Genomic DNA, 23,544 nt, shown 5'->3' on the forward strand with positions numbered 1-23,544 from the left:
TTGAGACGGGGATCTCCCGGCCGCCGGGCAGCGGTCCGGCAGGGTGCCGTACAGCCGCCGGGCGCTTGGGGGATCATTGACCGACCGCCCACTCCCCCACCGCCGGGCGGACAACCGACGAGCAGAAACGGCCGACACCATGAGCAGCGGCGAGGACAGCGGCGAGCGCAACCCCTTCGCGCCCCCTCCGCCCGGCGCCCCGGACCAGCCCTGGCGTCCGCGCGTCCCGCAGCCGCCCGCCTCCGGGGACCGGCCGGACGGGCCGCCGGACGGCGAGCGCCCGCAGCCGCCCGGCTGGGGCCCGCGCCCCGAACCCGGCCCGCCGCAGCCCCGCCTCGACCTGTCCGACCCGGCGCACCGCACCGCCCGCAACGCCCTGCTCTCGGGCTTCGCGGCGCTGCTGTGCGTGCTGTTCGGCCTGTTCTGGATCGGCTTCCCGCTCGCGCTGCTCGCCGTCTGGTACGCCGTCACCGTGCTGCGGGTGCCGGCCGAGCCGGTCGCCGACCCGTTCGCGCCGCGCCCGGTGCGCCCGCAGGTCCCGGCCGCGCTGTCCGCGCTGCTCACCGGCGGCCTCGCGCTGGTGATGTCGCTGGCCACCTTCACCATGCAGTTCGCCTACCACGACTACCTGGACTGCGTGGACGCGGCGATCACCAAGGAGGCCGTGCACAGCTGCGGCGTCGACGTCCCGACCTGGGTGACCACGCTCTACGAGGGCCCCGCGGAGTGACCCGCCGTCAGTCCCCGTCCGCGGACGGGGTGACGAAGCCCGACTCGTAGGCGGCGATCACGGCCTGGGTGCGGTCGCGCGCGCCGAGCTTGCCGAGCAGGCTGCTGACGTGCGTCTTGACGGTCTGCACGCCCAGGTGCAGCCGGTCGCCGATCTCGGCGTTGGACAGTCCGCGGGCCATCAGCCGCAGCACCTGGCCCTCGCGGTCCGTGAGACCGGCCCGGGCGACCGCCCCGCCGTCCGCGGCCCGTCCGGCGCGGGCCGCGGCGAGCCGGCGGATGGCCGCCGGGAACAGCAGCGACCCGCCGGCCGCCACCAGCCGCACCGCCTGGACGATCTCCGCCGGGCGGGAGCGCTTGAGCAGGAAGCCGTCCGCACCGGCCCGCAGCGCCTCGTACACGTAGTCGTCGGCCTCGAAGGTGGTGACCACCAGGATCTTCGGCGGCTCGTCGGCGCCGCGCAGGATCGCCCGGGTCGCGGCCAGCCCGTCGACGCCGGGCATCCGGACGTCCATCAGCACCACGTCGGGGCGCAGCGAGCGGACCAGGCCGAGGGCGTGGGCGCCGTCCTCGGCCTCGCCGACCACGGCGATGCCGTCCTGGGCGTCCAGGACGGCCCGCAGGCCGGCCCGGATCAGCTCCTCGTCGTCGACCAGCAGCACCTTGATCATCGTCACCGGCCCAACCGTAGCGGCAGCCGCACCCGCAGCAGCCAGTCCGTCCCGTCGGGGCCGGCCTCGCACGCGCCGCCGAGCAGCACCGCGCGCTCCCGGACGCCGCGCAGGCCCTTTCCACCGCCCTTGCGGCCGCCGCCCCCGCCGGTGCGCGGGGTGCGGCACTCCAGGACGAGCGCGCCGTCGGCGACCGCGCCGCGGATCCGGATCGGCGCACCGGGGGCGTGCCGCAGCGCGTTGGTGACGCCCTCCTGCACGATCCGGTACGCCTCGCGGGACAGCACACCCGGCAACTCGCCCGTCCGGACGTCCAGTTCGGCGTCGACGCGGCTGCCGGCGGCGCGCGCGGCGGCGAACAGCTCCTCGGCCCGGTCCAGGCCGGGCCGCTCGGTGGCGGCCGTCTCGGGGGCCTCGCGCAGCAGCACCAGCATCCGCTCCAGGTCGTCCAGGGCGCGGCGGCCGGTGGTCTCGATCGCCTCCAGCGCCCTGTCCCGGAACGCCGGGTCGGCGACCTCGCGGGCCGCGCCGGCCTGCAGGACCGTCACGGTCAGCGCGTGGCCGATCGAGTCGTGCAGTTCGCGGGCCAGCCGGTTGCGCTCCAGCAGCCGCTCCGCACGGAGCTCCGCCGCGGCCAGCCGCTCCGCCGCCGACGGCCCCAACAACCTTGTCGCCAGCAGGAGTTGGAGCCGCCCGGCGAGGACGACCAGCCACAGCAGGGCGAACAGCACGACCGGCGCGAGCAGCGCCCGCGGCCCGAACGGCGGCCCGACGGCCGCGTCGGCGGCGCTGACCGCCACGATCATCAGCACCCCCACGGCCGTGCCCAGCGCCACCCGGGCGACCAGCCAGCACGCCGTCCGCCCCCGGTCCGCCCAGCTCGCCGACGGCGCGATCCCGATCGCCTCCTCGCGCCGCGGCACCAGCAGCAGCCGCGCCTGGACGCCCTCCGCCCGCCGCACCGCCGGCACCAGCGCGATCAGGCACAGCAGCGGCACGTCGACCGCGCAGCAGGTCAGCAGCATCCGGCCGGTCGAGATCCCCTCCGTGCCCGGGTAGACCAGCAGCACCACTCCGGCGAACAGCATGCCGATCAGCAGGTGCAGCCAGCGGGCGTACGTGGCGGGCAGCAGCAGCGGGGCGATCACGGCGGGCATCGCGCCATCCTCCCCCACCCCCGCCCCGCCGCGCCCTCCCTCCCGGGAGGGAGACGGACCACTCCCGGGCGGGATCTCCCCCGCGCCGCCCGCCGGTTGACTGGTGCTCACAGCCGAACGGCACCGACGGAAGGAGAGCCGCCGTGATCGAGATCCGCGACCTGACCAAGGCGTACGGGGAGCGCCGGGCCGTGGACGGCCTCGACTTCCGGGTCGAGCCGGGCCGGGTCACCGGCTTCCTCGGCCCGAACGGCGCCGGCAAGTCCACCACCCTGCGGATGGTGCTCGGCCTGGACCGGCCGACCTCCGGCGCGGCCCTGGTCGACGGCGTGCCGTACGAGCGGCTCACCGCGCCGCTGCACCGGGTCGGCGCGCTGCTCGACGCCCAGGCCGTGCACGGCGGCCGCACCGCCGCCGGCCACCTGCGCTGGATCGCCGCCTCGCACGGACTGCCGGCCCGCAGGGTCGACGAGGTGCTCGCCCGGGTCGGGCTCTCCGACGCCGCCGGCCGCCGGATCCGCGCCTTCTCGCTCGGCATGCGCCAGCGCCTGGGCATCGCCGCCGCGCTGATCGGCGACCCGGCCGCGCTGCTGCTGGACGAGCCGGTCAACGGCCTGGACGCGGAGGGCATCCGGTGGATCCGGACGCTGCTGCGCGGCCTCGCCGACGAGGGCCGTGCCGTGCTGGTCTCCTCGCACCTGATGGCGGAGATGGCGCAGACCGCCGACCACCTCGTGGTGATCGGCCGGGGCCGGCTGCTGGCCGACACCTCCACCGCCGACTTCCTGGCCGAGAACGGCCGCCGCCGGGTCCGGGTCCGGGGCGTCGACCGGGCCGCGCTGGCCGCGCTGCTCGCCGAGGCCCACCCCGGGGCGGTGCCGGCCGGCGACGGCGCCTGGGACGTCCCCGACGCCGACCCCGGCGAGCTGGGCGCACTGGCCGCCGCCCGCCGGGTGGTGCTGGTCGAACTGTCCGTCACCCACGACTCACTGGAGGAAGCCTTCATGCGGATGACCGCGGACGCGGTCGAGTACCGGGCGGTGACGGCATGAGCACCACGTACCCGCTGCGCGCCGAGTGGGCGAAGTTCACCACGCTGCGCTCGCTGTGGACGACGCCGCTGCTGGCGGTCGCGCTGAGCGCCGGCATCACCGCGGCCGCCCAGTTCGCCTACGGCAGCACCGACACCTCGCTCACCGAGGACCCGATGGAGGGCCTGTACTACGGCCTCAACTTCGGCCAGGTCGCGGTGGCCTGCCTGGGCATCCTGCTGATCGGCCAGGAGTACGCCTCCGGCACCCTGGCCACCTCGCTGGCCGCCGTCCCCGACCGGCTGCGGTTCTACCGGGGCAAGCTGCTCCTCGGCGCCGGCCTCGGCCTGGTCGTCGGCCTGCTCACCGTGGGCGGCCAACTCGCCGCCACCGCCGCCTCGGTCGGTCTCGACCTGTCCGCCCCCGGCAGTCTGCGGGCGCTCGCGGCGGGCGTGCTCTACCACCCGCTGCTGCTGGTGCTCTGCCTGTCGCTGACGACCGTGCTGCGCAGCCAGACCGCCGCTCTCGGCCTGCTCTCCCCGATGCTGTTCCTCGGCACCACCGTGCTGTCCGCGATCCCCGGCGTCCGCGAGGCGGCCCAGTTCCTCCCCGACCGGGCCGGCCTCTACGCCCTGCGCCTGCACGACGACCCGGGTGTCCACTACGGCCACGGCACCGGCCTGGTGCTGATGGCCGCCTGGACCGCCGTCGCCGTCCTGGCCGGCCTGCGCACCCTGCGCCGACGCGACGCCTGACCCCGCGTCAACCGCCCTCGGTCGCCGCCCCCGCACCTCCGGGGCGCGGCGCCAAACGGCACACCAGCCGGTACGCACCCGCCCGCACCCGGACCACCGGGCCGGGCCCGCCGCGGGTGCGCCACCAGCGGGACGCCAGCACCCCGGGCACCGCCACGGCCAGCAGCCAGGCACTCTGCGCCAGCCCGAACTGCCAGGGCGCCGGCCCGAGTTCGGACATCCGCCCGGCGCCCAGCGCTCCGCCGCACGCCCAGCCGGCCAGCACGCCCGGCGGGGCCGCGGCCAGCGCGACCGCGGCCGTCACCGCCGCGGCCTGCGGCGCACTCCAGCGGACCGCCGCCCGGCCCAGCAGCAGCGCCGTCAGGACGGCCGCCGCGGCCGGGACGGCGCAGGCCAGCAGGTGCCAGTCCGGGCCCCGCTGCCCGGGCAGCACGGCCAGCAGCGGAAAGTCCGGGACGGTGCCGAGCCGGGTGCCGAGCGGCCCCGCGTGGCTGCCCGTGCCGACCGCGAAGCCGGTGCCGAGCGCGTAGGACACCGACCACAGCAGCGCGTTGGGCACCAGCGTCAGGCAGGCCAGCAGCATGCCGAGCCACCCGGCGCTGCCGCCGCCGAGCCGCTGCGCGCCGTGCCCGGCCGAGCCGAGCACCACCGCCACCACGAACACCGCCCCGCCGCCGGCCAGCAGCGTGCCCGCCCATCCGGCCAGCGCCCGCAGCGCCACCCGCTCCGCACCGCCCGCCGGCCACAGCGCCGCGGACAGCGGCAGCCGCCGCAGCTGCCCCGGCCGGCCGAGCCCGGCCCACAGCCCGTAGCCGAGCGCACCGGCCGTCAGCACCGCCACCGCCAGCAGGTCGGGCAGCGCCCGGGAGCGCAGCGCGGCCTGCGGGTCCGCGCACTGCGCGACCGCCCCGGCCGCGACCAGCAGGTAGCCGGCGTACGCCGCCAACGGGGAGCGCCAGCGGACGAATCCGCGCCCCCGGGCGCGCCGGGCCAGCCGGCGTCCGGCGCGCACCTGCAGCGCCGAGACGAGGACGGTCAGCAGCAGCGGGGTGACCGTCACGGGCGCGGCCTCCGGCCCTCGCGCGAGCGGCGCGCCGTGCCCGAGCAGCCACAGCCCGAACGCCGTCCGCGCCGCCCCCTGCGCCGAGTCGTCGCCGTACGGGGCCAGCACCCACAGGCCGAACACCGGGACGGCGACCACGGACAGGGTGAGCAGCGCGGTACGGACTCCGGCGAGCAGATCGGCGAGGGGTGAGCGGCTCTCGAGTTCGCTCGGCAGGCCGAGGATCGGACGGCCCATCAGCTGCGTCATGGCCCTCATGCTGCCAAGGCCACTCCTTGCGGGGTGTCAACGCGCAAACCTTCGCCGTGTCCCGGATTATCAGTACATGTGCCTTTTTCCGGGATGGATTCGCAGCGGAGGAATGCGGTGACTTCACCTTCGACCGCCGAGCCCGAGCGCACCACCGGAAGCCCGTCCCGGTCCCGCGAGGACGCCGAGCGCCTGCTGCGCCGCCTCTCCCCCCGCGAGGCCCAGGCACTGGCCCGGCTCGCCGCCGGCGACGACCTGCGCACCCTGGCCCGCAACCTGGGCATCGCCCCCGGCACCGCCCGCGCCCACCTCAACCGCGCCATGCGCAAACTCGGCGCCCGCAGCCACGAGGAGGCCGCCGCCCTCGCCGCAACGCTGGCCGTGCCGACCGCTGCTGACGCACCGCCGGAGGCCGGGCGTCCGGCACCCGGCGCGCCGCCCGCTGCCGACTCCCCGTCGGCCGCCGGTCCGGGCCGGAAGGACCGGGAGCGGCCCGGCAGCCGGGAGCCCGCCGCGCCGACCGACCGCCCCGGGGCACCCGGGCACTCCCCGGCCGCGCAGCCTCCCGACACCCCGCCGACTGCCGGTTCCCGCCCCGAGCAGGGCGCACCGGACCGGGGCCGACAGCCCGCGCCGCGCCCCGCCGAGCCCACACAGCCCGGGCCGCGCCCCGCCGAGCCCACACAGCCCGCGCAGCCCCCGCAGCCGGACCCCGGCGTCGCGGCCGACGACCCGCGCCCCGCCGCGTTCGCGGACTTCGCCGCCCTCGTACACACCCGCCTGGTCCAGCAGACCTTCCTGCTGACCGGCCACCGGCACCGCGCCGCGCACTGCGTGCACCTCGCGCTGGGCGCGGCCGGCCGGCGCTGGGACGAGGTCGCGGCGGCGCCGGACCCGGAGGGCCGGGTGCGGTCGGCGGCGTTCGACCTGGCGCTGTCGCCCTGGCACCGGGACGGCCCGCGCCGGACCGGGGCGCTGTACCGGCGGCGCCGGATCAAGGTCGCCGAGCAGACCGACCCGGAGCCGCCCGAGCGGCTGACGCCGCACGACCGGGCGCTGCTGAAGGCGCTGCAACGGCTGTCTCGGCCGCGCCGCCGCGCGCTGGTGCTGCACGACACGCTGGGACTGCCGGTGGAGCGGGTGGCGCTGGAGGCGGAGTCGAGCAGGGCCGCGGCCGAGGCCCGGGTGCGGTCGGCGCGGGAGTCGCTGGCCCGCGAGGTGCCGTCGCTGGTCGGCGCGGACCCGGACGCGGCGGGGTTCGGGGAGCGGCTCGGCGAGTTGCTGCACCGGGCGGCGGTGCACGGCTGCCCGGGCCCCCGGCTGCCGTCGCCCGCCCTGCTGGTCGCGGACAGCCGCCTGCACACCGGTCTGCCGACGGGCGCGGCGGCGGCCCTGACCGTGGGGGTCGCGGTGGCCGTGGCGACCACCCTGTTCGGGGTCGGTCCGGCCGAACTGGTGCGCCCGGAGGTGCCGGAGGCGACGGCCTGCACGGGGACCGGGTCGGGCAGCGCGGGACCGGCGGCCGAGGACGGCGCGCCGGGGCTGCAGACGCCGTGGTGCGGCCCGACGCCGGGGGTGCCGGCCCGGCTGGTCGGCCCGCCGGGGCGGGTGCTGCCGCCGGTCGGACCGGCCGGGAGCACCGGCGGTGCGGACGGCGCGCGAGTGCTGCCGGCGGGCCCGTTCGACGCCCGCCGTCCGCCGATCGTCCCGCTGTCGGCGCGCCGCCCGCTGCCGCCGCCGCTGGCCGTCGCGTGCGTGCCGTTCGAGCGCTGCCGGCCCCCCGGGGCCTGAGCCGTCCGCCGGGACGCCGAAGGCGCCGCCCACCTCGCGGTGGACGGCGCCTTCGTGCCTGAGCGGTGTCGCCGGGTGCCTTACTTGGCGGCGGCGATCAGCTCGCGGGCCAGGCGGGCGGTCTCGGACGGCGTCTTGCCGACCTTGACGCCGGCGGCCTCCAGGGCCTCCTTCTTCGCCTGGGCGGTGCCGGAGGAGCCGGAGACGATGGCGCCGGCGTGGCCCATGGTCTTGCCCTCGGGCGCGGTGAAGCCCGCGACGTAGCCGACGACCGGCTTGGTGACGTGCTCGGCGATGTAGGCCGCGGCACGCTCCTCGGCGTCGCCGCCGATCTCGCCGATCATGACGATCAGCTCGGTCTCCGGGTCCTCCTGGAACGCCTTGAGGGCGTCGATGTGGGTGGTGCCGATGACCGGGTCACCGCCGATGCCCACCGCGGAGGAGAAGCCGAGGTCGCGCAGCTCGTACATGAGCTGGTAGGTCAGGGTGCCGGACTTCGACACCAGACCGATCTTGCCCGCGCCGGTGATGTTGGCCGGGATGATGCCCGCGTTGGACTGTCCGGGGCTGATCAGGCCGGGGCAGTTCGGGCCGATGATGCGGGTCTTGTTGCCCTTGGCGCCGGCGTGGGCCCAGAACGCGGCGGTGTCGTGCACCGGAACGCCCTCGGTGATGACCACGGCCAGGCCGATCTCGGCGTCGATGGCCTCGACGACGGCGGACTTGGTGAACGCCGGCGGGACGAAGATGACGGTGACGTCGGCACCGGTCTTCTCCATCGCCTCGACCACGGTGCCGAACACCGGGACCTCGGTGCCGTCCACGTCGACGGTGGTGCCGGCCTTGCGCGGGTTCACGCCGCCGACGATCTGGGTGCCGGAGGCGAGCATGCGGCGGGTGTGCTTCATGCCCTCGGAGCCGGTCATGCCCTGGACGATGACCTTGCTGTCCTTGGTAAGGAAGATAGCCATGGTGTTAAGTCCCCTTCCTTACTTGTTGGCCAGCTCGGCGGCGCGGTCAGCGGCGCCGTCCATGGTGTCCACCTGCTCGACCAGCGGGTGGTTGGCGTCGGTCAGGATCTGGCGACCCAGCTCCGCGTTGTTGCCGTCCAGGCGGACGACGAGCGGCTTGGTGACGGCCTCGCCCTTGCTCTCCAGGAGCGCGAGGGCCTGCACGATGCCGTTGGCGACCGCGTCGCACGCGGTGATGCCGCCGAAGACGTTGACGAAGACCGACTTGACGTCGGGGTCGCCCAGGATGATCTCCAGGCCGTTCGCCATCACCTCGGCGGACGCGCCGCCGCCGATGTCGAGGAAGTTGGCCGGCTTCACACCGCCGTGGTTCTCACCGGCGTACGCGACGACGTCCAGGGTGCTCATGACGAGGCCCGCGCCGTTGCCGATGATGCCGACCTGGCCGTCGAGCTTGACGTAGTTGAGGCCCTTGGCCTTGGCCGCGGCCTCCAGCGGGTTCGCGGCGGCCTTGTCCTCGAGCGCCTCGTGCTCCGGCTGGCGGAAGTCGGCGTTCGCGTCGAGGGAGACCTTGCCGTCCAGGGCGATGATCTTGCCGTCGCCGGACTTGATCAGCGGGTTGACCTCGACCAGGAGGGCGTCCTCCTTGACGAAGACGGTCCACAGGGTCTGCAGGACCTCGGCGATCTGGTCCGCGACCTCGGCCGGGAACTTCGCGGCGGCGACGATCTCGGCGGCCTTCTCGGCGGTCACGCCCTCGTTCGCGTCGACCGGGATCTTGGCGAGCGCCTCGGGCTTGGTGGCCGCGACCTCTTCGATGTCCATGCCGCCCTCGACGCTGGCCATCGCCAGGAAGGTGCGGTTGGCGCGGTCCAGCAGGTAGGAGACGTAGTACTCCTCCTCGATGGACGCGGTCTGGGCCAGCATGACCTTGTAGACGGTGTGGCCCTTGATGTCCATGCCGAGGATCGCCTCGGCCTTGGCCACGGCGTCCTGCGGGTCGGACGCGAGCTTCACGCCACCGGCCTTGCCTCGGCCACCCACCTTCACCTGAGCCTTGACGACGGCTCGGCCGCCGAAGCGCTCCGCGATGGCGGCAGCGTCTGCGGCGGTCTCGATGACATCGCCGTCAAGCACGGGTACACCGTGCTTGGCGAAGAGGTCCCTCGCCTGGTACTCGAACAGGTCCACGTGTTTGTCCTTGTTCGTGGTCGCGGAATGTGTCTCTACGAGCGTGCCACGGCAGGATCTTCGCTGCGGGTCGTCGGCGCTGAGCGGGTACGCAGATGTACGGCCTTGCGGCCCGCTCAGGTGCCGTGCGCATCGTCAATCAACACGCGCGTCACGTCCGCATGGCAGGTTATCCCCGGACGACGGGCGTGTTTCCCCCGGGACCGACTCCGCCATCGTGAGAACCGTCACAGCAGGCCGGGCCCGGCGTGTCGCCGGGCCGCCCCGGAGCCCGGGGCGCACGACGGCGGGCCGCACCACAGGATCACCCGCACGAGTGGTGGCGCGGCCCGTTGACGCCTCACTGCCGGTCCGGCACCGGCAGCGGACGCTTCTCGATCGCGGCCGCCATGATGTCCGGGAACGCGTCCGGCGTGCAGGCGAACGCCGGCGCCCCCAGCGCGGCCAGCGCCTGCGCGTGCGCGTGGTCGTAGGCCGGCGCGCCCTCGTCGGACAGCGCCAGCAGCGCGATGAACTGCACCCCCGACGCCTTCATCGCCGCCACCCGCTTCAGCATCTCGTCCCGGATGCCGCCCTCGTACAGGTCGCTGATCAGCACCACGATCGTCTCGGACGGCCGGCTGATCTTCGACTGGCAGTACGCCAGCGCCCGGTTGATGTCGGTGCCGCCGCCCAGCTGGGTCGCGAACAGCACGTCCACCGGGTCGGTGAGCTGCTCGGTCAGGTCCACCACCGAGGTGTCGAACACCACCAGCCGGGTGTCCAGGCTGTGCATCGACGCCAGCACCGCGCCGAACACCGCGGAGTGCACCACCGACGGCGCCATCGACCCGGACTGGTCGATGCAGAGGATCACGTCCTTCTTCACCGCCCGCTGCGCCCGCGCGTAGCCGACCAGCCGCTCCGGCACCACGGTCCGGTACTCGGGCAGGTACTTCGACAGGTTGGCGCGGACGGTGCGGTCCCAGTCGATGTCCCGGTGCCTGGGCCGGTTCACCCGGGCGCTGCGGTCCAGCGCCCCGCCCAGCGTGGAGCGGGTCCGGTCGGCCAGCCGGCGCTCCAGCTCCGCGACCACCCTGCCGACCACCAGGCGGGCGGTCTCCCGGGTGGTCTCCGGCAGCGCGTGCTTCAGCGACAGCAGCGTGCCCACCAGGTGCACGTCCGGCTCGACCGCGGCCAGCATCTCCGGCTCCAGCAGCAGCCGGTCCAGGCCCAGCCGGGAGATCGCGTCCTGCTGCATCAACTGCACCACGCTGGTCGGGAAGTACTCCCGGATGTCCCCCAGCCAGCGCGCCACCTGCGGCGCGGACCCGCCGAGCCCCGCCGACCGCTTCCCGTCCTCCCGGTACAGCGCCCCCAGCGCCCCGTCCATCGCCGCGTCCCGCCGCGACAGGCGCACCCCGGTCCCGTCCCCCTCGGCCCCCAGCACGAGCCGCCAACGGCGCATCCGCTCATCATCCTGACGGACAGTCACCTGAGATCACCCCTAACCCCCGCGCCCGTCGAGGGCGCGGGGAACTGCGCGAAGCGGAAGGAACAGAGGGAAGGACCGGGTCGGCGCGGCAGCAGCGGGTCACCGCCGATCCTGCCGCCCGCCGGTGACACGTCAGCCGGCGCGGCGGTCCGGCTGCCGCGGGATCCGCGGCCGCGGCACGCCGAGCAGCAGGGCCAGCACCGGCGTCGTCGCGTCGGCGCGCTCCTCGTCGAGGCCGAGGTCGGGGCCGCTGTCCACGACCGGGGCCGCGAGCGGGCCGGCGGCCACCCGCGAGCCGATGGTGTGGCGGACGCCGGTCTCCAGGGAGGAGAACGTCCGGCGCAGCACCGGCAGCAGGTCGGTGAAGGTGTCGGCGGGAACCCCGCACAGCCAGCCGTCGAGCAGACCGAGCAGGGCCGGGTCGTGCAGCAGCAGCGCGCCGCCGCCGGAGACGAAGCCCTCGACCCAGCCGGCGGCGTCCAGCGGGCCGGAGGCGATCGAGAGGACCAGGCCGAGCCGCCGCCCCGCCTCCTCGGCGTCGATCCGCCCGTCGTCCAGCAGCAGCCGGACCGCACGCCCCCGCAGCAGGCCGGGGACGCCGGTGGCCGGGCCGCCGTGCGGCTCGCGGGCGGCGAGCGCGGCGAGGGCGCCGGCCCAGCGTTCGGCGACGGCGGGGTCGGAGAGCAGCGCGATCGCCTGGTGCACGGCGTCGATCTCCGTGCGGCGGGCGGCCGCCCCGTCCGCGTCCAGCCCGGTGCAGGCGGCGGGCAGGGCGACGCAGAGGCGTTCGGCGAGGCCGAGGGCGACGGCGGTGAGGGCGCCGGTGTCGGTGGCCCGGACGTCGCCGTAGCGCAGGGTGCGGACCAGCGCGGGGAGCGCGGCGGCGAGGTGCCCGGCGTCGGTGTCGAGCGCGGCGCGGTCGGCGAGCCGCCGCATCACCTCGGGCAGCGCGTCGGGCAGCCCGGCCAGCAGGCAGTGCTCGGCGAGTTCGGTGAGCGCGGTGAGCTCGGCGGTCGCCGCGTCGGCGATCGCCTTGCCGGTGGCGGCGCCCTGCACCGTGGTGCCCCACTGACCGGCCTCGACCAGGCGGACCGCGTACTCGGGCTCCCAGGCGAGCTGCCAGGACTCCCGGAAGGTGCCGGTGGACTGCACGCCGTCGCGGGTCGGCCGGCCCCAGTGCAGGCCGAGCAGGCGCAGCCGGTGCAGCAGCCGGGAGCGTTCCGCGTCGAGGTCCTTGCGCAGGTCGAGGACCAGGTCGCGGGTGGCGGCCTCGGGCTTGAGCCGCAGGGTGCGCTGAAGGCGCGTCAGGTCGCGCTGCAGCGGCACGGCGGGCGCCCCGTCGGGGACTTCGCCGAGCGCGTCGCCGACCACCAGCCGGTCGTGGACCAGGGCGAGCGCCACGTCGGAGCCGTCGCACAGGACGGCGCGCACCGCGTCGAGGGTCTCGGTGAGGCCGGGCAGCGGGCGGCCGCGCATCGCGGCGAGGGTGTCGGCCAGCCGGACCGCCTCGATGACGTGCGCGGAGGAGACCGGGTGGTCCTCGGCGCGGAGCAGTTCGGCGACCCTGGTCATCCAGCGGGCGACCGGCTGCTCGGGCGTGGAGTACAGGTGGTGGTACCAGCCGGGCGAGTCGATGCCGGCGCCGTAGCCGGTGTGCTGGGACAGCCGGCGGTGGGTCCACGGCACCCAGGTGAGTTCGGCCTTGAGCTTCTTGGGGAGTTCGGCGAGCAGCGCCCGGTCGTGCGCGACGGTCGGCATGGCGGCGAGCGCGGGCACGTGCCAGGCGCCGCAGACCACGGCGACGGTGCGGTGGCCGGCCCGGCGGGCGGCGCGGATCTGCTGCCGCATGGCGGCCTCGCGGATCTCGTCGCGCCGCTCGGCGGGGTGGTGTTCGCGCAGCGCCGTCATCGCCTCCGCGAGGGCGGCGAACGGGGCGAGGGGGTCGCCGTCGGGGACGCGGTGCTCGATCACGTCCTCCCACCAGGCCTCCGGGTCCGGATGCCCGGCGGCGGCGGCGAGTTCGGCGATCGGGTCGACGGGATCGGGCCCGGAAGTGCCCCCCGGCACTCCCGACCCCTCCCCCTCTTCTGACGCGCCGTCGGGCCCGGATGTCGCAGCCGGGTTTCCGCGCGGCCCGAGCGCGAGGCTCTGCCCGGCCGGCAGGTCGATGAAGCGGACCGGCACCCCGGCGTCCGCGGCGTACCGCAGCGCCACCCACTCCGGGGAGAACTCGGCGAACGGCCAGAACGCGGCGCGGGCCGGGTCGTCGCTGACGTGGGCGAGCAGGGCGACCGGCGGCACCATGTCCTTCTCGGCGGCCAGCGCGGCGAGTTCGTCGGCCTCCGGCGGGCCCTCGATCAGCACCGCGTCGGGCCGCAGGGCGGCCAGCGCGGCGGCGACCGCGCGGGCCGAGCCGGGGCCGTGGTGGCGCACCCCGAGCAGCGTCACCGGGGCCGTCACGCGGAGACCTCGCGGGCGGCCCGGTAGAAGTCCTTCCAGCCGTCGCGGTCGCGGACCACGCCCTCCACGTACTCGCGCCACACCTGCCGGTCGGCGACCGGGTCGCGGACCACCGCGCCGACGATGCCGTCCGCGACGTCCCCGGCCCGCAGCACGCCGTCGCCGAAGTGGGCGGCGAGGGCGAGGCCGTTGGTGACCACCGAGATCGCCTCGGCGGTGGACAGCGTGCCGCTGGGGGTCTTCACCTTGGTGCGGCCGTCGGCGGTCAGGCCGGCCCGCAGCTCGCGGAAGACGGTGACCACGCGGCGGATCTCCTCGGCGCCGCCCGGCAGTTCGGGCAGGTCGAGGGAGCGGCCGAGCTGGCCGACCCGGCGGGTGACGATCTCCACCTCCTCGTCGAGGGTGGCGGGCAGCGGCAGCACCACGGTGTTGAAGCGGCGGCGCAGCGCGGAGGACAGCTCGTTGACGCCGCGGTCGCGGTCGTTGGCGGTGGCGATCACGTTGAAGCCGCGCACCGCCTGCACCTCGGTGCCGAGTTCGGGCACCGGCAGGGTCTTCTCGGACAGGATGGTGATCAGGCTGTCCTGCACGTCGGCGGGGATGCGGGTGAGCTCCTCGACCCGGGCGATCTGCCCGTCCCGCATCGAGCGCATCAGCGGGGACGGCACCAGGGCGTCCTCGCTGGGACCGTGGGCGAGCAGCTGGGCGTAGTTCCAGCCGTAGCGGACGGCCTCCTCGGGCGTGCCGGCGGTGCCCTGGACGAGCCGGGTCGAGTCGCCGGAGATCGCGGCGGCCAGGTGCTCGGACACCCAGGTCTTGGCGGTGCCGGGCACCCCGAGCAGCAGCAGCGCCCGGTCGGTGGCCAGCGTGGTGACGGCGACCTCGACGACCCGGCGCGGGCCGATGTACTTGGGCGTGATCACGGTGCCGTCGGCGAGTTCGCCGCCCAGCAGGTAGGTGGCGACCGCCCACGGCGAGAGCCGCCAGCGCTCCGGCCGCGGCCGGTCGTCGTGCCGGGCGAGGGCGGCCAGTTCGTCGGCGAAGGCGTCCTCGGCGTGCTGCCGCAGGACCTCGCTGGTCGTCTCGGTGGTCATCGACTGCTCCGATCTCACGGGACGTCAGAACACTGCGCAGAAAGGGCGCGAAGAACGAACGACACGGCCCTGACCTGGGGAGACGCACTCCCGTTCGGGCCGTGTGAGACCTACTCTGCCGCCCGCCACTGACAATCGGCGCCCCGTCGGCCGGCCGCCCACGGCCACAGCTGCGCCGCGCCGAACGCCGCTTCCACGGCCAGGAATCCCCACAGCAGGCCGGTCGCGCCGTGCGCCAGCGCCCAGGCCTGCCAGCAGGCGAACAGCACCCGGGCCGCGCCGTCGTAGAGGCCGTGGACCGGCAGGGGGCGGAGCAGTCGCAGCAGGGCCCAGACCACCACGAGGGAGCCCATCAGGTTGGCGAAGAGCGTCAGCATCGGCTCCGGTGGCGGGAGTTCGCCCGCGTGGAGGGCCCGGCCGGCCGCGGAGAGCGCGCGGTGGGCGAGGGCGAACGTCCAGGGGGTGGCGAACGGGGCGGTGACCAGCAGGTCGTACCAGGCGCTGGCGCGGACGGTTCGGAGGTGACGGGTCGTCATCGGGCGGGCTCCTTCGGCCTCGGGGACCGCTCCAGGCTCGGCCCTGGAGTACTGTCCAAGGTCAAGTCGCCGACGGAGGCAGGGACATGAGGATCGGGGAACTCGCCGCGCGGACCGGCCTGAGCCGCGACACCGTCCGGTTCTACGAGCGCACCGGCCTGCTGAGGGCCCGCCGGCTGCCGAACGGCTACCGGGACTTCCCGCCGGAGGCGGTGCCGTGGCTGCGGTACGTCCGCACCGCGCAGGCGCTCGGCTTCACGCTGGCCGAGATCGCCCGCACCGGTGCCGAACTGGACGGCGCTCCGGACGCCGCCGAGCGGCTGTCGGAGCTGCTCCGGCAGAAGGTCGCGCTGATCGACGAGCGCACCGCGGAGCTGGCCGCGCTGCGCGCCGAGCTGGTCGAGCGGGCCGGTTCGGGCTGTCCGCTGGCCCCGGCCTGACCGCCCCTCAACTGTCAGTGGCGCCTCCTAGTGTGGTGGTCATGGAGGAACGCTGGAGCACCGAACACGTCCTTTCCCTGGCTCCCGACCCGGCGTCCCAGAAAGCCGCGGGCAAGCTCTCCGGGCCCGCCCCGTGGAGTTCCACCGGCACCGGTCAGGGTGCGCTGTGGGGCCTGTGCAAGGGCAGCGGCAGCACGCCGTACCGGACGGCGGTGGAGCTCGGCACGCCCGCCTACAAGTGCAGTTGCCCGAGCCGGAAGTTCCCGTGCAAGCACGCCCTGGGCCTGCTCCTGCTGTGGGCCTCCGGTCCGGAGGCGGTCGGCGCGGCCGCCGAGCCGCCGGACTGGGTGTCGGAGTGGCTGAACGGCCGCAGCCAGGCCGCCGCCGACAAGATCGCCAAGGCGCAGGCGAAGGCCGCCGACGCCGACCCGGAGGCCGCCCGCAAGCGGGCCGCGAAGCGCTCCGCCCGGGTCGCCGCGGGCGCGGTCGACCTGCGGCTGCGGCTGGCCGACGGGGTCCGCCGGGGCCTCGCCGACCCGCTGCCCGTCGGCGCGTGGCAGGAGGTGGCGGCCCGGATGGTCGACGCCCAGGCCCCGGGCCTGGCCGGCCTGGTCCGGGCGCTGGCCGACACCCCGCAGGACGCGCTGCTGGAGGAGTTCGCGATGCTGCACCTGCTGGCCGGCGCGTACGGCCGGATCGACACCCTGCCGGAGGCGCTGGCCGCCACCGTCCGCGCCCGGGTCGGCTTCACCACCGACACCGCCGACCTGCTCGCCGGGCCGACCGTCCGGGACCGCTGGCTGGTGCTGGGCAGCCGGGACAGCGCGGACGAGCGGCTCACCACCCGCCGGGTGTGGCTGCGCGGCGCGAAGACCGGCCGGGACGCCCTGCTGCTGGCCTTCGGCCGCCTCGGCCAGGCGCCGGACCTCGCCCTGCCCACCGGCCGCGTGCTGGAGGCCGACCTGGCCTTCCACCCGGGGGCCCGCCCGCTGCGGGCCGTCCTCGGCACCCGCTGGGGCAGCCCCGAGCCGGGCCCGGCCGCCGCGCCCGCCGGGCTGTCGCCGGAACAGGCGCTCGCCGCGTACGGCGAGGCCGTCGCCGAGGACCCGTGGCTGGACAGCCGGCCGGCCGTGCTGGCCGACGTCGTGCCGGTCCGCACGCCGGACGGCTGGCAGCTCACCGACGGCCGCGGCACCCTGCCGGTGCGCCCCGGCGCCCTCACCGACGCCGCGCTGTGGCGGCTGGCCGCGGTCTCCGCCGGCCACCCCGTCACGCTGTTCGGCGAGTGCGGCCACGCCGGTTTCTCGCCCGTCACCGCGTGGGACGCCGAGCAGCGCCCGGTCGCCCTCGGCTGACCCGGAACGACCACCCCCGCGCCGCCCTGACGCCGCGTCACGGCTTCGGCGTGCCCGGCCGCGCCCGGATTGCGCGGGCCGGCCACGAACCACCACACCCGACCGACCGGCCCGCCCGGCGCTCCCCGGCGCCTCCCGACGGCCTGTCAACCGGAGGAACCACATGTACTGCACCACCCGCATCCGCCAGCGTGCCGCCGTCCGACGCATCTGCCTGCACCACGCCGCCCGCCGCGCCGCCACCGCCAGCGGCTGGGGCCGCCGCCACCGCACCGCCACCCGTCCGATCGGAGGCCGCGCATGACCGCCCCCGCCGTCGCCGGCGACCAGTGGGCCGACCTGCAGGGCGCGGCCCTGCTCGGCACCGACCGCCGGCCGCTGCCCGAGCCGGGCACGCCGCTCGCCGGGTCCGTGGACCGCACCGACCCGGCCACCGCCCTGCTCGACCTGGCGGCGCTGGCCGTGGTCCGCCGCCGGGCCGGCGCACTGCCCGGTCCCGCCGTGGAGACGCCCGCGCCCGCCCCGGACGACCCCCGGCCGGCCCTGCCCGAACCGGCCGCCCGCCGCCTCGCCGTGCTGCTCGGCACCCGCGGCGGCCACGGCTCCACCGCCAACCTCGCCGAACTGCTCCCGCAGTGGCTGTCCGCGGCCCGCGCGCGCGGCTACCGGCTGCCGCCGGCGCTCGTCCCGGCGCTGCTGGACACCGCGCGGGCCCGCTCCGAGCTGCGCGCCGACGCCGTCACGCTGGCCGGCCCGCTGGGCCGCTGGCTGGCCCCGCTGAACCCGGACTGGCGGTACGTCACCCGCACCGCCGCCGACACCGACCTCGGCGGGGCCGCCGACCGGCCGGGCGAACTCGTCTGGCAGGAGGGCCTGTTCGCGGAGCGGGTCGCCCACCTGACCCGGCTGCGCCGGACCGACCCGGCGGCCGGCCTGGCGCTGCTCGCCTCCACCTGGTCCACCGAGCGGGCCGAGGACCGGGTGCTGTTCCTCGACTCGCTGCAGGACGGCCTGTCCGGCGCCGACGAGGAGTTCCTGGAGGCCGCGCTCGGCGACCGCTCCAAGAACGTCCGCGCGACCGCCGCCGAACTGCTGTCCACGCTGCCCGGCTCCGCGCTCGCCGAGCGGATGGCCGCCCGCGCCCGCGAGGCCGTCCGGTACGAGGGCGGCCGGCTGCACGTCACGCCGCCGGCGGCCTGCGACCCCGCCATGCAGCGCGACGGGATACCCGTCAAGTCGCCCACCGGGCGCGGCGAACGGGCCTGGTGGTTCGGCGAGGTGGTGGCCGCCGCGCCGCTCTCGCTGTGGACGGCCGACACCGGCCTGACGCCCGATCGGCTGCTCGCCGTGCCGACCGTGGACGCGGCCGACGGCGGCGGCGCCGAATGGGCCGAGGACCTGCGCGAGGCGTGGGCCCGCGCCGCCGTCCGCCAGCAGGACGCCGGCTGGGCGCGGGCGCTGCTCGGCGGCCCGCCCCGCCCGGGCCGGGCGGGCCGCACCCCGGGCGCGCCGGCCAAGCTGCTCGCCGTCCTGCCGCCCGCCGAACGCGCCGCCTGGACGGCCGCGTTCGTGCAGACCCACGGCCTCGGCGACGCCTTCCAACTGCTCGGCGCCTGCGCCACCCCGTGGACGCCGCCGCTGTCCACCGCCGTGGTCGCCGCCCTCAAGCGGGCCGCGGAGCTGGGTTCCTACCCGTGGAGCCACAGCGGCGTGCTCGGCATGACGGAGCGCGCCCTCGCCCCGGAGACCGCCCCGGCGGTGGAGGCGCTCGCCGCCGACACCTCGCCGGACACCGCCTGGTCCGACACCTTCACCCGGCTGGCCGGCACCCTGCGCTTCCGGCAGGCCATGCTCGCCGAACTGGCCGGCTGACCCGGCGCGGGAACGGCACGGCGGCCCCGGGCAGTGCTGCCCGGGGCCGCCGTGACGGTGCGTCAGCTCGCGGTGCGCAGGTTCGCCTCGACCCAGCTCACCACGTCCTGGGTGGGGGTGCCGGGGGTGAAGATGTCGGCGACGCCGAGGGACTTCAGCTCGGCGATGTCGGCGTCCGGGATGATCCCGCCGCAGAACACCTTGATGTCGGCCGCGTCGCGCTCCTTGAGCAGCTCGATCACCTTGGCGCACAGCGTCATGTGCGCGCCGGACAGGATGGACAGGCCGATGCCGTCGGCGTCCTCCTGGATCGCCGTGTCGACGATCTGCTCGGGGGTCTGGTGGAGGCCGGTGTAGATGACCTCCATGCCGGCGTCACGCAGCGCCCGCGCGATCACCTTGGCGCCCCGGTCGTGCCCGTCGAGACCGGGCTTGGCGACCACCACTCGGATCGGCCCTGACACAACCATCACTGCCTCCTGGACCACGTCGTCCACCACCCGTCCGACGTCGTCGCGGGCGCGTGTTAACCACTTTTAACAGACCTGAGGGGAGGGTAGCGGCCCGGCGGGGCCCACCGGTCAAGAGGAGGGGAAAATCACAGCCCTCCGCTGCCCGGTCGGCCCCGCCGGGCGGCCGCTCAGAGCTTCTCGACCGGCGCGTAGCGTAGCAGCAGTTCCTTGCGCCCGGCGGACCCGAAGTCGACGGTGGCGCGGGCCTTGTCGCCGACGCCCTGGGTGGCGACCACGGTGCCCAGGCCGAAGCTGTCGTGGCTGACCCGGTCGCCGACGGCGAGCGCCACCACCTCGCGGTCCACCACGGTGCGCGCCGACCTGCCCCAGCCGGCCTTCGGCGAGGCGCCCGTCGAGAACCCGCCGCCGCCGCTGCCGCCGCCGCGGGACGAGCCGGCGGAGCCCGAGGACGGCGAGAAGCGGGACGCGGGCACGGCCGCCGCACCGGTGCGCTTCCACTCGATCAGGTTCTCCGGGATCTCCTCCAGGAACCGGGACGCCGGGTTGTACGACGGCTGCCCCCAGGCGCTGCGCAGCACCGACCTGGTCAGGTAGAGCCGCTGCCGGGCCCGGGTGAGGCCGACGTACGCGAGCCGCCGCTCCTCCTCCAGCTCCTTGACCTGGTTCAGCGCCCGCATGTGCGGGAAGATCCCGTCCTCCATGCCGGTGAGGAACACCACCGGGAACTCCAGGCCCTTGGCGGTGTGCAGGGTCATCATCGTGATGACGCCCGCGCCCTCCTCGTCGTCGGGGATCTGGTCGGAGTCGGCGACCAGCGCGACCCGCTCCAGGAAGTCCGCCAGCGAGCCGACCGGCGGCCCCTCGTCGCCCTCCGGCCGCTCCCCCGGGTCCTTCTCGTACTCGAGGGCGACCGAGGCGAGCTCCTGCAGGTTCTCCACCCGGGTCTCGTCCTGCGGGTCGGTGGACGACTGGAGCTCGGCCAGGTACCCGGTCTCCTCCAGCACCGCCTCCAGCACGGCGGCCGGGCCGGCCCCGGACTCGACGACCTGCCGCAGCCCGGCCAGCAGCTCGTTGAACTTCTTCACCGCGTTGGCGGAGCGCGCCGCCATGCCGTACGCCTCGTCGACCCGCTTCAGCGCCTGCGCGAAGGAGATCCGCTCGCGCGCGGCGAGCGCGTCGATCATCGCCTCGGCGCGCTCGCCGATGCCGCGCTTGGGCACGTTGAGGATCCGGCGCAGCGGCACGGTGTCCTCCGGGTTGGACAGCACCCGCAGGTACGCGAGGACGTCCTTGACCTCCTTGCGCTCGTAGAAGCGCACGCCGCCGACCACCTTGTACGGCAGGCCGACCCGGATGAACACCTCTTCGAACACCCGGGACTGGGCGTTGGTGCGGTAGAAGATCGCCACGTCGCCGGGGCGGGCGTGGCCGGCGTCGGTGAGCCGGTCGATCTCGTCGGCGATGAACTGGGCCTCGCCGTGCTCGTCGTCGGCGACGTAGCCGACCACCTGCTCGCCCTGGTCGCCGGCCGTCCACAGGTTCTTCTTGCGGCGGTTGGTGTTCCGCTCGATCACCGAGTTCGCGGCGGTGAGGATGGTCTGCGTGGAGCGGTAGTTCTGCTCCAGCAGGATCGTCGTCGCGTTCGGGTAGTCCTCCTCGAACGCCAGGATGTTGCGGATCGTCGCGCCGCGGAAGGCGTAGATCGACTGGTCGGCGTCGCCGACCACGCACAGCTCGGCGGGCGCGATCTGCGCCAGCCGGGCCTCCGCCGGGTCGACGAACTCGCCGTCGGCGGTCATCCGCGGGGCGTGCGCGGCCGAGCCGCCGGACAGCTCCCGCACCAGCGTGTACTGGGCGTGGTTGGTGTCCTGGTACTCGTCGACCAGGATGTGCCGGAACCTGCGCCGGTAGTGCTCGGCGACGTCCGGGAACGCCTGCAGCAGGTTGACGGTGGTCATGATGATGTCGTCGAAGTCCAGCGCGTTGGCCTCGCGCAGCCGCCGCTGGTACAGGAAGTACGCCTCGGCGAGCTTCTTCTCCATCGGGTTCGCCGCCCGGTCGGCGTACGTCTCCTCGTCGATCAGCTCGTTCTTGAGGTTGCTGACCTTCGCGGTGAACGACTTCGGCGGGAACTGCTTCGGGTCGAGGTCCAGGTCCCGGCAGACCAGCGCCATCAGGCGCTGCGAGTCCGCGGAGTCGTAGATGGAGAAGCTGGAGCTCATGTTGAGCAGCTTCGCCTCGCGGCGCAGGATGCGGACGCACGCGCTGTGGAACGTCGACACCCACATCGCCTTGGCGCGCGGGCCGACCAGCGCCTCGACGCGCTCGCGCATCTCGCCGGCGGCCTTGTTGGTGAAGGTGATCGCCAGGATCTCGCCGGGCTGGACGCCGCGGGCGGCCAGCAGGTGGGCGATCCGGTGGGTCAGCACCCGGGTCTTGCCGGAGCCGGCGCCGGCCACGATCAGCAGCGGCGAGCCGTGGTGCAGCACCGCCTCGCGCTGCGGGTCGTTCATGCCCTCCAGCAGCTGCGCCGGGTCGACGACGGTGCGGGCGGCGCCGTTGCGGTGCCAGGCGTCGCGCTCGGCCTCGGCCGCGTGGTCGGTGGCGAACAGCCCGTCCGGGATGTCCTCCTCGGCCGCGTACCCGGGGTCGTACGGGACCTCGTCCCACGGCTCGTCGGAGGGCGGCGCCTCCTCGTCCGACCACGGCGTCAGGGGCGGCTGCGGCACCGCTGCGGGGCGGCGGCTCGACCCGACGGCAGGACGCTCGAAGCCGGGGAGCGGGAGGTCATCGAAGAGGCTAGTCATGGCCCTTCGAGTCTATGGCCCCCCACCGACATCCCCGGCCGGTCCGCGGTGGACCGGCCGGGGACGGCGGTCAGGACTCGGCGCCGACCGGCTGCGCCGCGCGGGGAGTCTCCTCCTGGGGCTCCTCGCCGGCGTGCCGGGCCCGGGCCCGCTGCTCGCGCTTGGCCAGCGCCTCCCGGGCGTCGATGCCGCGCATCCGGTCGAAGGACTTCTCCAGCCCGCGCTTGAGCAGCTTGGATCCGGGCTGCTCGACGAATCGATTCACCAGGTACGCGGCGACCAGCATCGCGCCGATCACCAGGCCGGCCTCGGTGTACGGCCCGACCTTGCCCTGGAGGTGGGTCAGGAACCACCAGCCGACGACCTGGTGCAGCAGGTACAGCGGGTAGGTCAGCGCGCCGAGGACGGTCAGCTTGCGCCACTTGACCCAGCGGAACCAGCCCAGCGCGGTGGCCGCGACCACGGCGAACGCCAGCGTCATCAGCAGCAGCAGCTTGGTGTACGACAGCGGGCCGCCGGAGAACGCCTGGTAGTCCGACATGATCTTGTGCAGCTTGTTCTGGGCCAGCAGCCAGGAGAACCCGACGATCCCCCACAGCAGCATGTCCTGCCCGTACCGGTACATCAGGTACATCGCGATGCCGGCGATGAAGAAGGACGAGTAGTCCGGGAAGAAGATCAGGTCCAGCAGCGGCAGGCCCCCGGAGGCGGTGGTGATGACCGACGCGAAGGTCCACATCGCGCAGAACGCGACCACCCGCTTGTAGGACAGCCCGATCGCGACCACCACGCCGAACAGCACGTAGAAGCGCAGCTCGACCCAGAGCGTCCAGTACACCGGGTCGACGTCCCAGACGCCCTCGCCCTTCTGCACCATCGTCAGGTTGGTCAGCACGTCGGAGTAGCGGAACATCTTGCCGTTCCACATCCAGTTCGGCCGGTAGGCCAGCACCACGGCCGCGGCCACCAGCACGCCGAACCAGTAGCCCGGGAACAGCCGGACCACCCGGGAGCGGAAGAACGCGCCCGAGGTCTTGCCCCAGCACGACATGCAGACCACGAACCCGCTGATCAGGAAGAACAGCTCGACGCCGATCCAGCTGTAGCTGCCGATCTTGTGCAGGACGGGTATCACGTCCCCCGGCCGGCCGCCCCAGACGTCGGCCGGCCAGCCCTGGTAGCCCGCGTAGTGCCAGAGCACGACGCCCAGCGCGGCCAGCAGCCGCAGCAGGTCCAGCAGGTACAGCCGGGGCCGGGGAGCCGTGCCCGGGAGCGGCCGGCCCGCGCTGTCACCGGCCGCGGGGCCCGGTCTGCGCAGCCGCGGCCGCACCACGCTCTGGACGAAGGACATCGGTGGGACTCTTTCCGCAGCAGGGACTCCGGCACGGGAGAGGAGCACCGTGCGCGGACGACGACGTCGGGGCG

20 protein-coding genes are annotated in these 23,544 nt (G+C 75.3%); 8 read left to right on the top strand and 12 right to left on the bottom strand.

The annotated features are described in order from the left end of the window. Positions 1-139: 139 nt before the first annotated feature. On the top strand, positions 140-730 hold the full coding sequence (locus ACFV1L_RS01635; protein ID WP_380361944.1) for a hypothetical protein: 591 nt from the start codon (positions 140-142) through the stop codon (positions 728-730). Between the two features lie 7 nt (positions 731-737). Here the strand turns inward: ACFV1L_RS01635 and ACFV1L_RS01640 are convergent, their stop codons facing one another. Together ACFV1L_RS01640 and ACFV1L_RS01645 are read right to left on the bottom strand one after the other, a co-directional pair. After that, positions 738-1,400 (bottom strand): response regulator, encoded by a 663-nt coding sequence (locus ACFV1L_RS01640; protein WP_380362180.1) that lies wholly within the window; start codon positions 1,398-1,400, stop codon positions 738-740. Between the two features lie 2 nt (positions 1,401-1,402). Then, positions 1,403-2,557 (bottom strand): sensor histidine kinase, encoded by a 1,155-nt coding sequence (locus ACFV1L_RS01645; RefSeq protein ID WP_380361946.1) that lies wholly within the window; start codon positions 2,555-2,557, stop codon positions 1,403-1,405. 143 nt (positions 2,558-2,700) lie between these two features. Here ACFV1L_RS01645 and ACFV1L_RS01650 point away from each other — a divergent pair, with 143 nt between their 5' ends. Both ACFV1L_RS01650 and ACFV1L_RS01655 read left to right on the top strand, forming a co-directional pair. Continuing rightward, complete coding sequence (locus ACFV1L_RS01650; RefSeq protein WP_380361948.1) at positions 2,701-3,609, top strand: ABC transporter ATP-binding protein; 909 nt, start codon at positions 2,701-2,703, stop codon at positions 3,607-3,609. Continuing rightward, a complete protein-coding gene (locus tag ACFV1L_RS01655) occupies positions 3,606-4,343 on the top strand; it encodes an ABC transporter permease (protein ID WP_380361950.1) in 738 nt (245 codons plus the stop codon). The genes ACFV1L_RS01650 and ACFV1L_RS01655 overlap by 4 nt, the downstream gene beginning before the upstream one ends. Positions 4,344-4,350: 7 nt before the next feature. Here ACFV1L_RS01655 and ACFV1L_RS01660 read toward each other — a convergent pair whose 3' ends face one another. Continuing rightward, positions 4,351-5,655 (bottom strand): DUF6350 family protein, encoded by a 1,305-nt coding sequence (locus tag ACFV1L_RS01660; RefSeq protein ID WP_380361951.1) that lies wholly within the window; start codon positions 5,653-5,655, stop codon positions 4,351-4,353. Positions 5,656-5,772: 117 nt separating this feature from the next. Between ACFV1L_RS01660 and ACFV1L_RS01665 the strand changes: the two genes are divergently transcribed. Next, positions 5,773-7,446: a LuxR C-terminal-related transcriptional regulator gene (locus tag ACFV1L_RS01665; protein ID WP_380361952.1), complete on the top strand. Its 1,674-nt coding sequence runs from the start codon at positions 5,773-5,775 to the stop codon at positions 7,444-7,446. An 80-nt stretch (positions 7,447-7,526) separates the two neighbouring features. On the opposite strand, the gene sucD is transcribed toward ACFV1L_RS01665, so the two are convergent. The 6 genes from sucD to ACFV1L_RS01695 all read right to left on the bottom strand — a co-directional run bounded on the left by sucD (position 7,527) and on the right by ACFV1L_RS01695 (position 15,172). Continuing rightward, positions 7,527-8,417, bottom strand: coding sequence for a succinate--CoA ligase subunit alpha (sucD, locus tag ACFV1L_RS01670; protein ID WP_380361954.1), 891 nt, complete (start codon positions 8,415-8,417; stop codon positions 7,527-7,529). An 18-nt stretch (positions 8,418-8,435) separates the two neighbouring features. Continuing rightward, the gene (gene sucC / locus ACFV1L_RS01675) at positions 8,436-9,608 is read right to left on the bottom strand and encodes an ADP-forming succinate--CoA ligase subunit beta (RefSeq protein WP_380361956.1); all 1,173 of its coding nucleotides are present in this window, start codon (positions 9,606-9,608) and stop codon (positions 8,436-8,438) included. A 340-nt stretch (positions 9,609-9,948) separates the two neighbouring features. Further along, complete coding sequence (locus tag ACFV1L_RS01680; RefSeq protein WP_380362182.1) at positions 9,949-11,055, bottom strand: VWA domain-containing protein; 1,107 nt, start codon at positions 11,053-11,055, stop codon at positions 9,949-9,951. Positions 11,056-11,214: 159 nt separating this feature from the next. Beyond that, positions 11,215-13,581, bottom strand: a complete 2,367-nt coding sequence (locus ACFV1L_RS01685) for a DUF5682 family protein (RefSeq protein WP_380362184.1) — start codon at positions 13,579-13,581, stop codon at positions 11,215-11,217. Further along, positions 13,539-14,636 carry an AAA family ATPase gene (locus ACFV1L_RS01690; RefSeq protein WP_380361957.1) on the bottom strand — a complete coding sequence of 366 codons (1,098 nt, stop codon included), beginning with the start codon at positions 14,634-14,636 and terminating at the stop codon, positions 13,539-13,541. The genes ACFV1L_RS01685 and ACFV1L_RS01690 overlap by 43 nt, the downstream gene beginning before the upstream one ends. Before the next feature lie 110 nt (positions 14,637-14,746). After that, positions 14,747-15,172 carry a hypothetical protein gene (locus ACFV1L_RS01695; RefSeq protein WP_380361959.1) on the bottom strand — a complete coding sequence of 142 codons (426 nt, stop codon included), beginning with the start codon at positions 15,170-15,172 and terminating at the stop codon, positions 14,747-14,749. Positions 15,173-15,258: 86 nt separating this feature from the next. On the opposite strand from ACFV1L_RS01695, the gene ACFV1L_RS01700 reads away from it, so the two are divergent. From ACFV1L_RS01700 to ACFV1L_RS01715, 4 genes are all read left to right on the top strand, one after another. Then, positions 15,259-15,612: a MerR family transcriptional regulator gene (locus ACFV1L_RS01700; RefSeq protein ID WP_380361961.1), complete on the top strand. Its 354-nt coding sequence runs from the start codon at positions 15,259-15,261 to the stop codon at positions 15,610-15,612. 41 nt (positions 15,613-15,653) lie between these two features. After that, positions 15,654-16,967 (top strand): SWIM zinc finger family protein, encoded by a 1,314-nt coding sequence (locus ACFV1L_RS01705; protein WP_380361962.1) that lies wholly within the window; start codon positions 15,654-15,656, stop codon positions 16,965-16,967. 163 nt (positions 16,968-17,130) lie between these two features. Next, entirely contained in the window at positions 17,131-17,271 is a 141-nt protein-coding gene (locus tag ACFV1L_RS01710; protein ID WP_157032063.1) for a hypothetical protein, read from the top strand. Then, positions 17,268-18,839: a DUF5691 domain-containing protein gene (locus tag ACFV1L_RS01715; RefSeq protein ID WP_380361964.1), complete on the top strand. Its 1,572-nt coding sequence runs from the start codon at positions 17,268-17,270 to the stop codon at positions 18,837-18,839. The genes ACFV1L_RS01710 and ACFV1L_RS01715 overlap by 4 nt, the downstream gene beginning before the upstream one ends. A gap of 62 nt (positions 18,840-18,901) precedes the next feature. Here the strand turns inward: ACFV1L_RS01715 and ACFV1L_RS01720 are convergent, their stop codons facing one another. The 3 genes from ACFV1L_RS01720 to ACFV1L_RS01730 form a co-directional block, all read right to left on the bottom strand. After that, entirely contained in the window at positions 18,902-19,309 is a 408-nt protein-coding gene (locus ACFV1L_RS01720; protein WP_380361966.1) for a cobalamin B12-binding domain-containing protein, read from the bottom strand. Positions 19,310-19,479: 170 nt separating this feature from the next. Beyond that, positions 19,480-22,119, bottom strand: a complete 2,640-nt coding sequence (gene pcrA, locus ACFV1L_RS01725) for a DNA helicase PcrA (protein WP_380361968.1) — start codon at positions 22,117-22,119, stop codon at positions 19,480-19,482. A 70-nt stretch (positions 22,120-22,189) separates the two neighbouring features. Continuing rightward, the gene (locus tag ACFV1L_RS01730; protein WP_380361970.1) at positions 22,190-23,470 is read right to left on the bottom strand and encodes an acyltransferase family protein; all 1,281 of its coding nucleotides are present in this window, start codon (positions 23,468-23,470) and stop codon (positions 22,190-22,192) included. Positions 23,471-23,544: the final 74 nt, after the last annotated feature.

The sequence above is a fragment of the Kitasatospora sp. NPDC059646 genome, assembly GCF_042734615.1.
Classification (GTDB): domain Bacteria; phylum Actinomycetota; class Actinomycetes; order Streptomycetales; family Streptomycetaceae; genus Kitasatospora.

Coding starts and splice junctions, on each gene's coding strand:
- ACFV1L_RS01635 (WP_380361944.1), top strand. CDS start 140: ATGAGCAGCGGCGAGGACAGCGGCGAGCGCAACCCCTTCGCGCCCCCT.
- ACFV1L_RS01705 (WP_380361962.1), top strand. CDS start 15,654: ATGGAGGAACGCTGGAGCACCGAACACGTCCTTTCCCTGGCTCCCGAC.
- ACFV1L_RS01715 (WP_380361964.1), top strand. CDS start 17,268: ATGACCGCCCCCGCCGTCGCCGGCGACCAGTGGGCCGACCTGCAGGGC.
- ACFV1L_RS01690 (WP_380361957.1), bottom strand. CDS start 14,636: ATGACCACCGAGACGACCAGCGAGGTCCTGCGGCAGCACGCCGAGGAC.
- ACFV1L_RS01710 (WP_157032063.1), top strand. CDS start 17,131: ATGTACTGCACCACCCGCATCCGCCAGCGTGCCGCCGTCCGACGCATC.
- ACFV1L_RS01680 (WP_380362182.1), bottom strand. CDS start 11,055: ATGCGCCGTTGGCGGCTCGTGCTGGGGGCCGAGGGGGACGGGACCGGG.
- ACFV1L_RS01695 (WP_380361959.1), bottom strand. CDS start 15,172: ATGACGACCCGTCACCTCCGAACCGTCCGCGCCAGCGCCTGGTACGAC.
- ACFV1L_RS01730 (WP_380361970.1), bottom strand. CDS start 23,470: ATGTCCTTCGTCCAGAGCGTGGTGCGGCCGCGGCTGCGCAGACCGGGC.
- pcrA (WP_380361968.1), bottom strand. CDS start 22,119: ATGACTAGCCTCTTCGATGACCTCCCGCTCCCCGGCTTCGAGCGTCCT.
- ACFV1L_RS01645 (WP_380361946.1), bottom strand. CDS start 2,557: ATGCCCGCCGTGATCGCCCCGCTGCTGCTGCCCGCCACGTACGCCCGC.
- ACFV1L_RS01700 (WP_380361961.1), top strand. CDS start 15,259: ATGAGGATCGGGGAACTCGCCGCGCGGACCGGCCTGAGCCGCGACACC.
- sucD (WP_380361954.1), bottom strand. CDS start 8,417: ATGGCTATCTTCCTTACCAAGGACAGCAAGGTCATCGTCCAGGGCATG.
- ACFV1L_RS01655 (WP_380361950.1), top strand. CDS start 3,606: ATGAGCACCACGTACCCGCTGCGCGCCGAGTGGGCGAAGTTCACCACG.
- ACFV1L_RS01660 (WP_380361951.1), bottom strand. CDS start 5,655: ATGACGCAGCTGATGGGCCGTCCGATCCTCGGCCTGCCGAGCGAACTC.
- ACFV1L_RS01640 (WP_380362180.1), bottom strand. CDS start 1,400: ATGATCAAGGTGCTGCTGGTCGACGACGAGGAGCTGATCCGGGCCGGC.
- ACFV1L_RS01720 (WP_380361966.1), bottom strand. CDS start 19,309: ATGGTTGTGTCAGGGCCGATCCGAGTGGTGGTCGCCAAGCCCGGTCTC.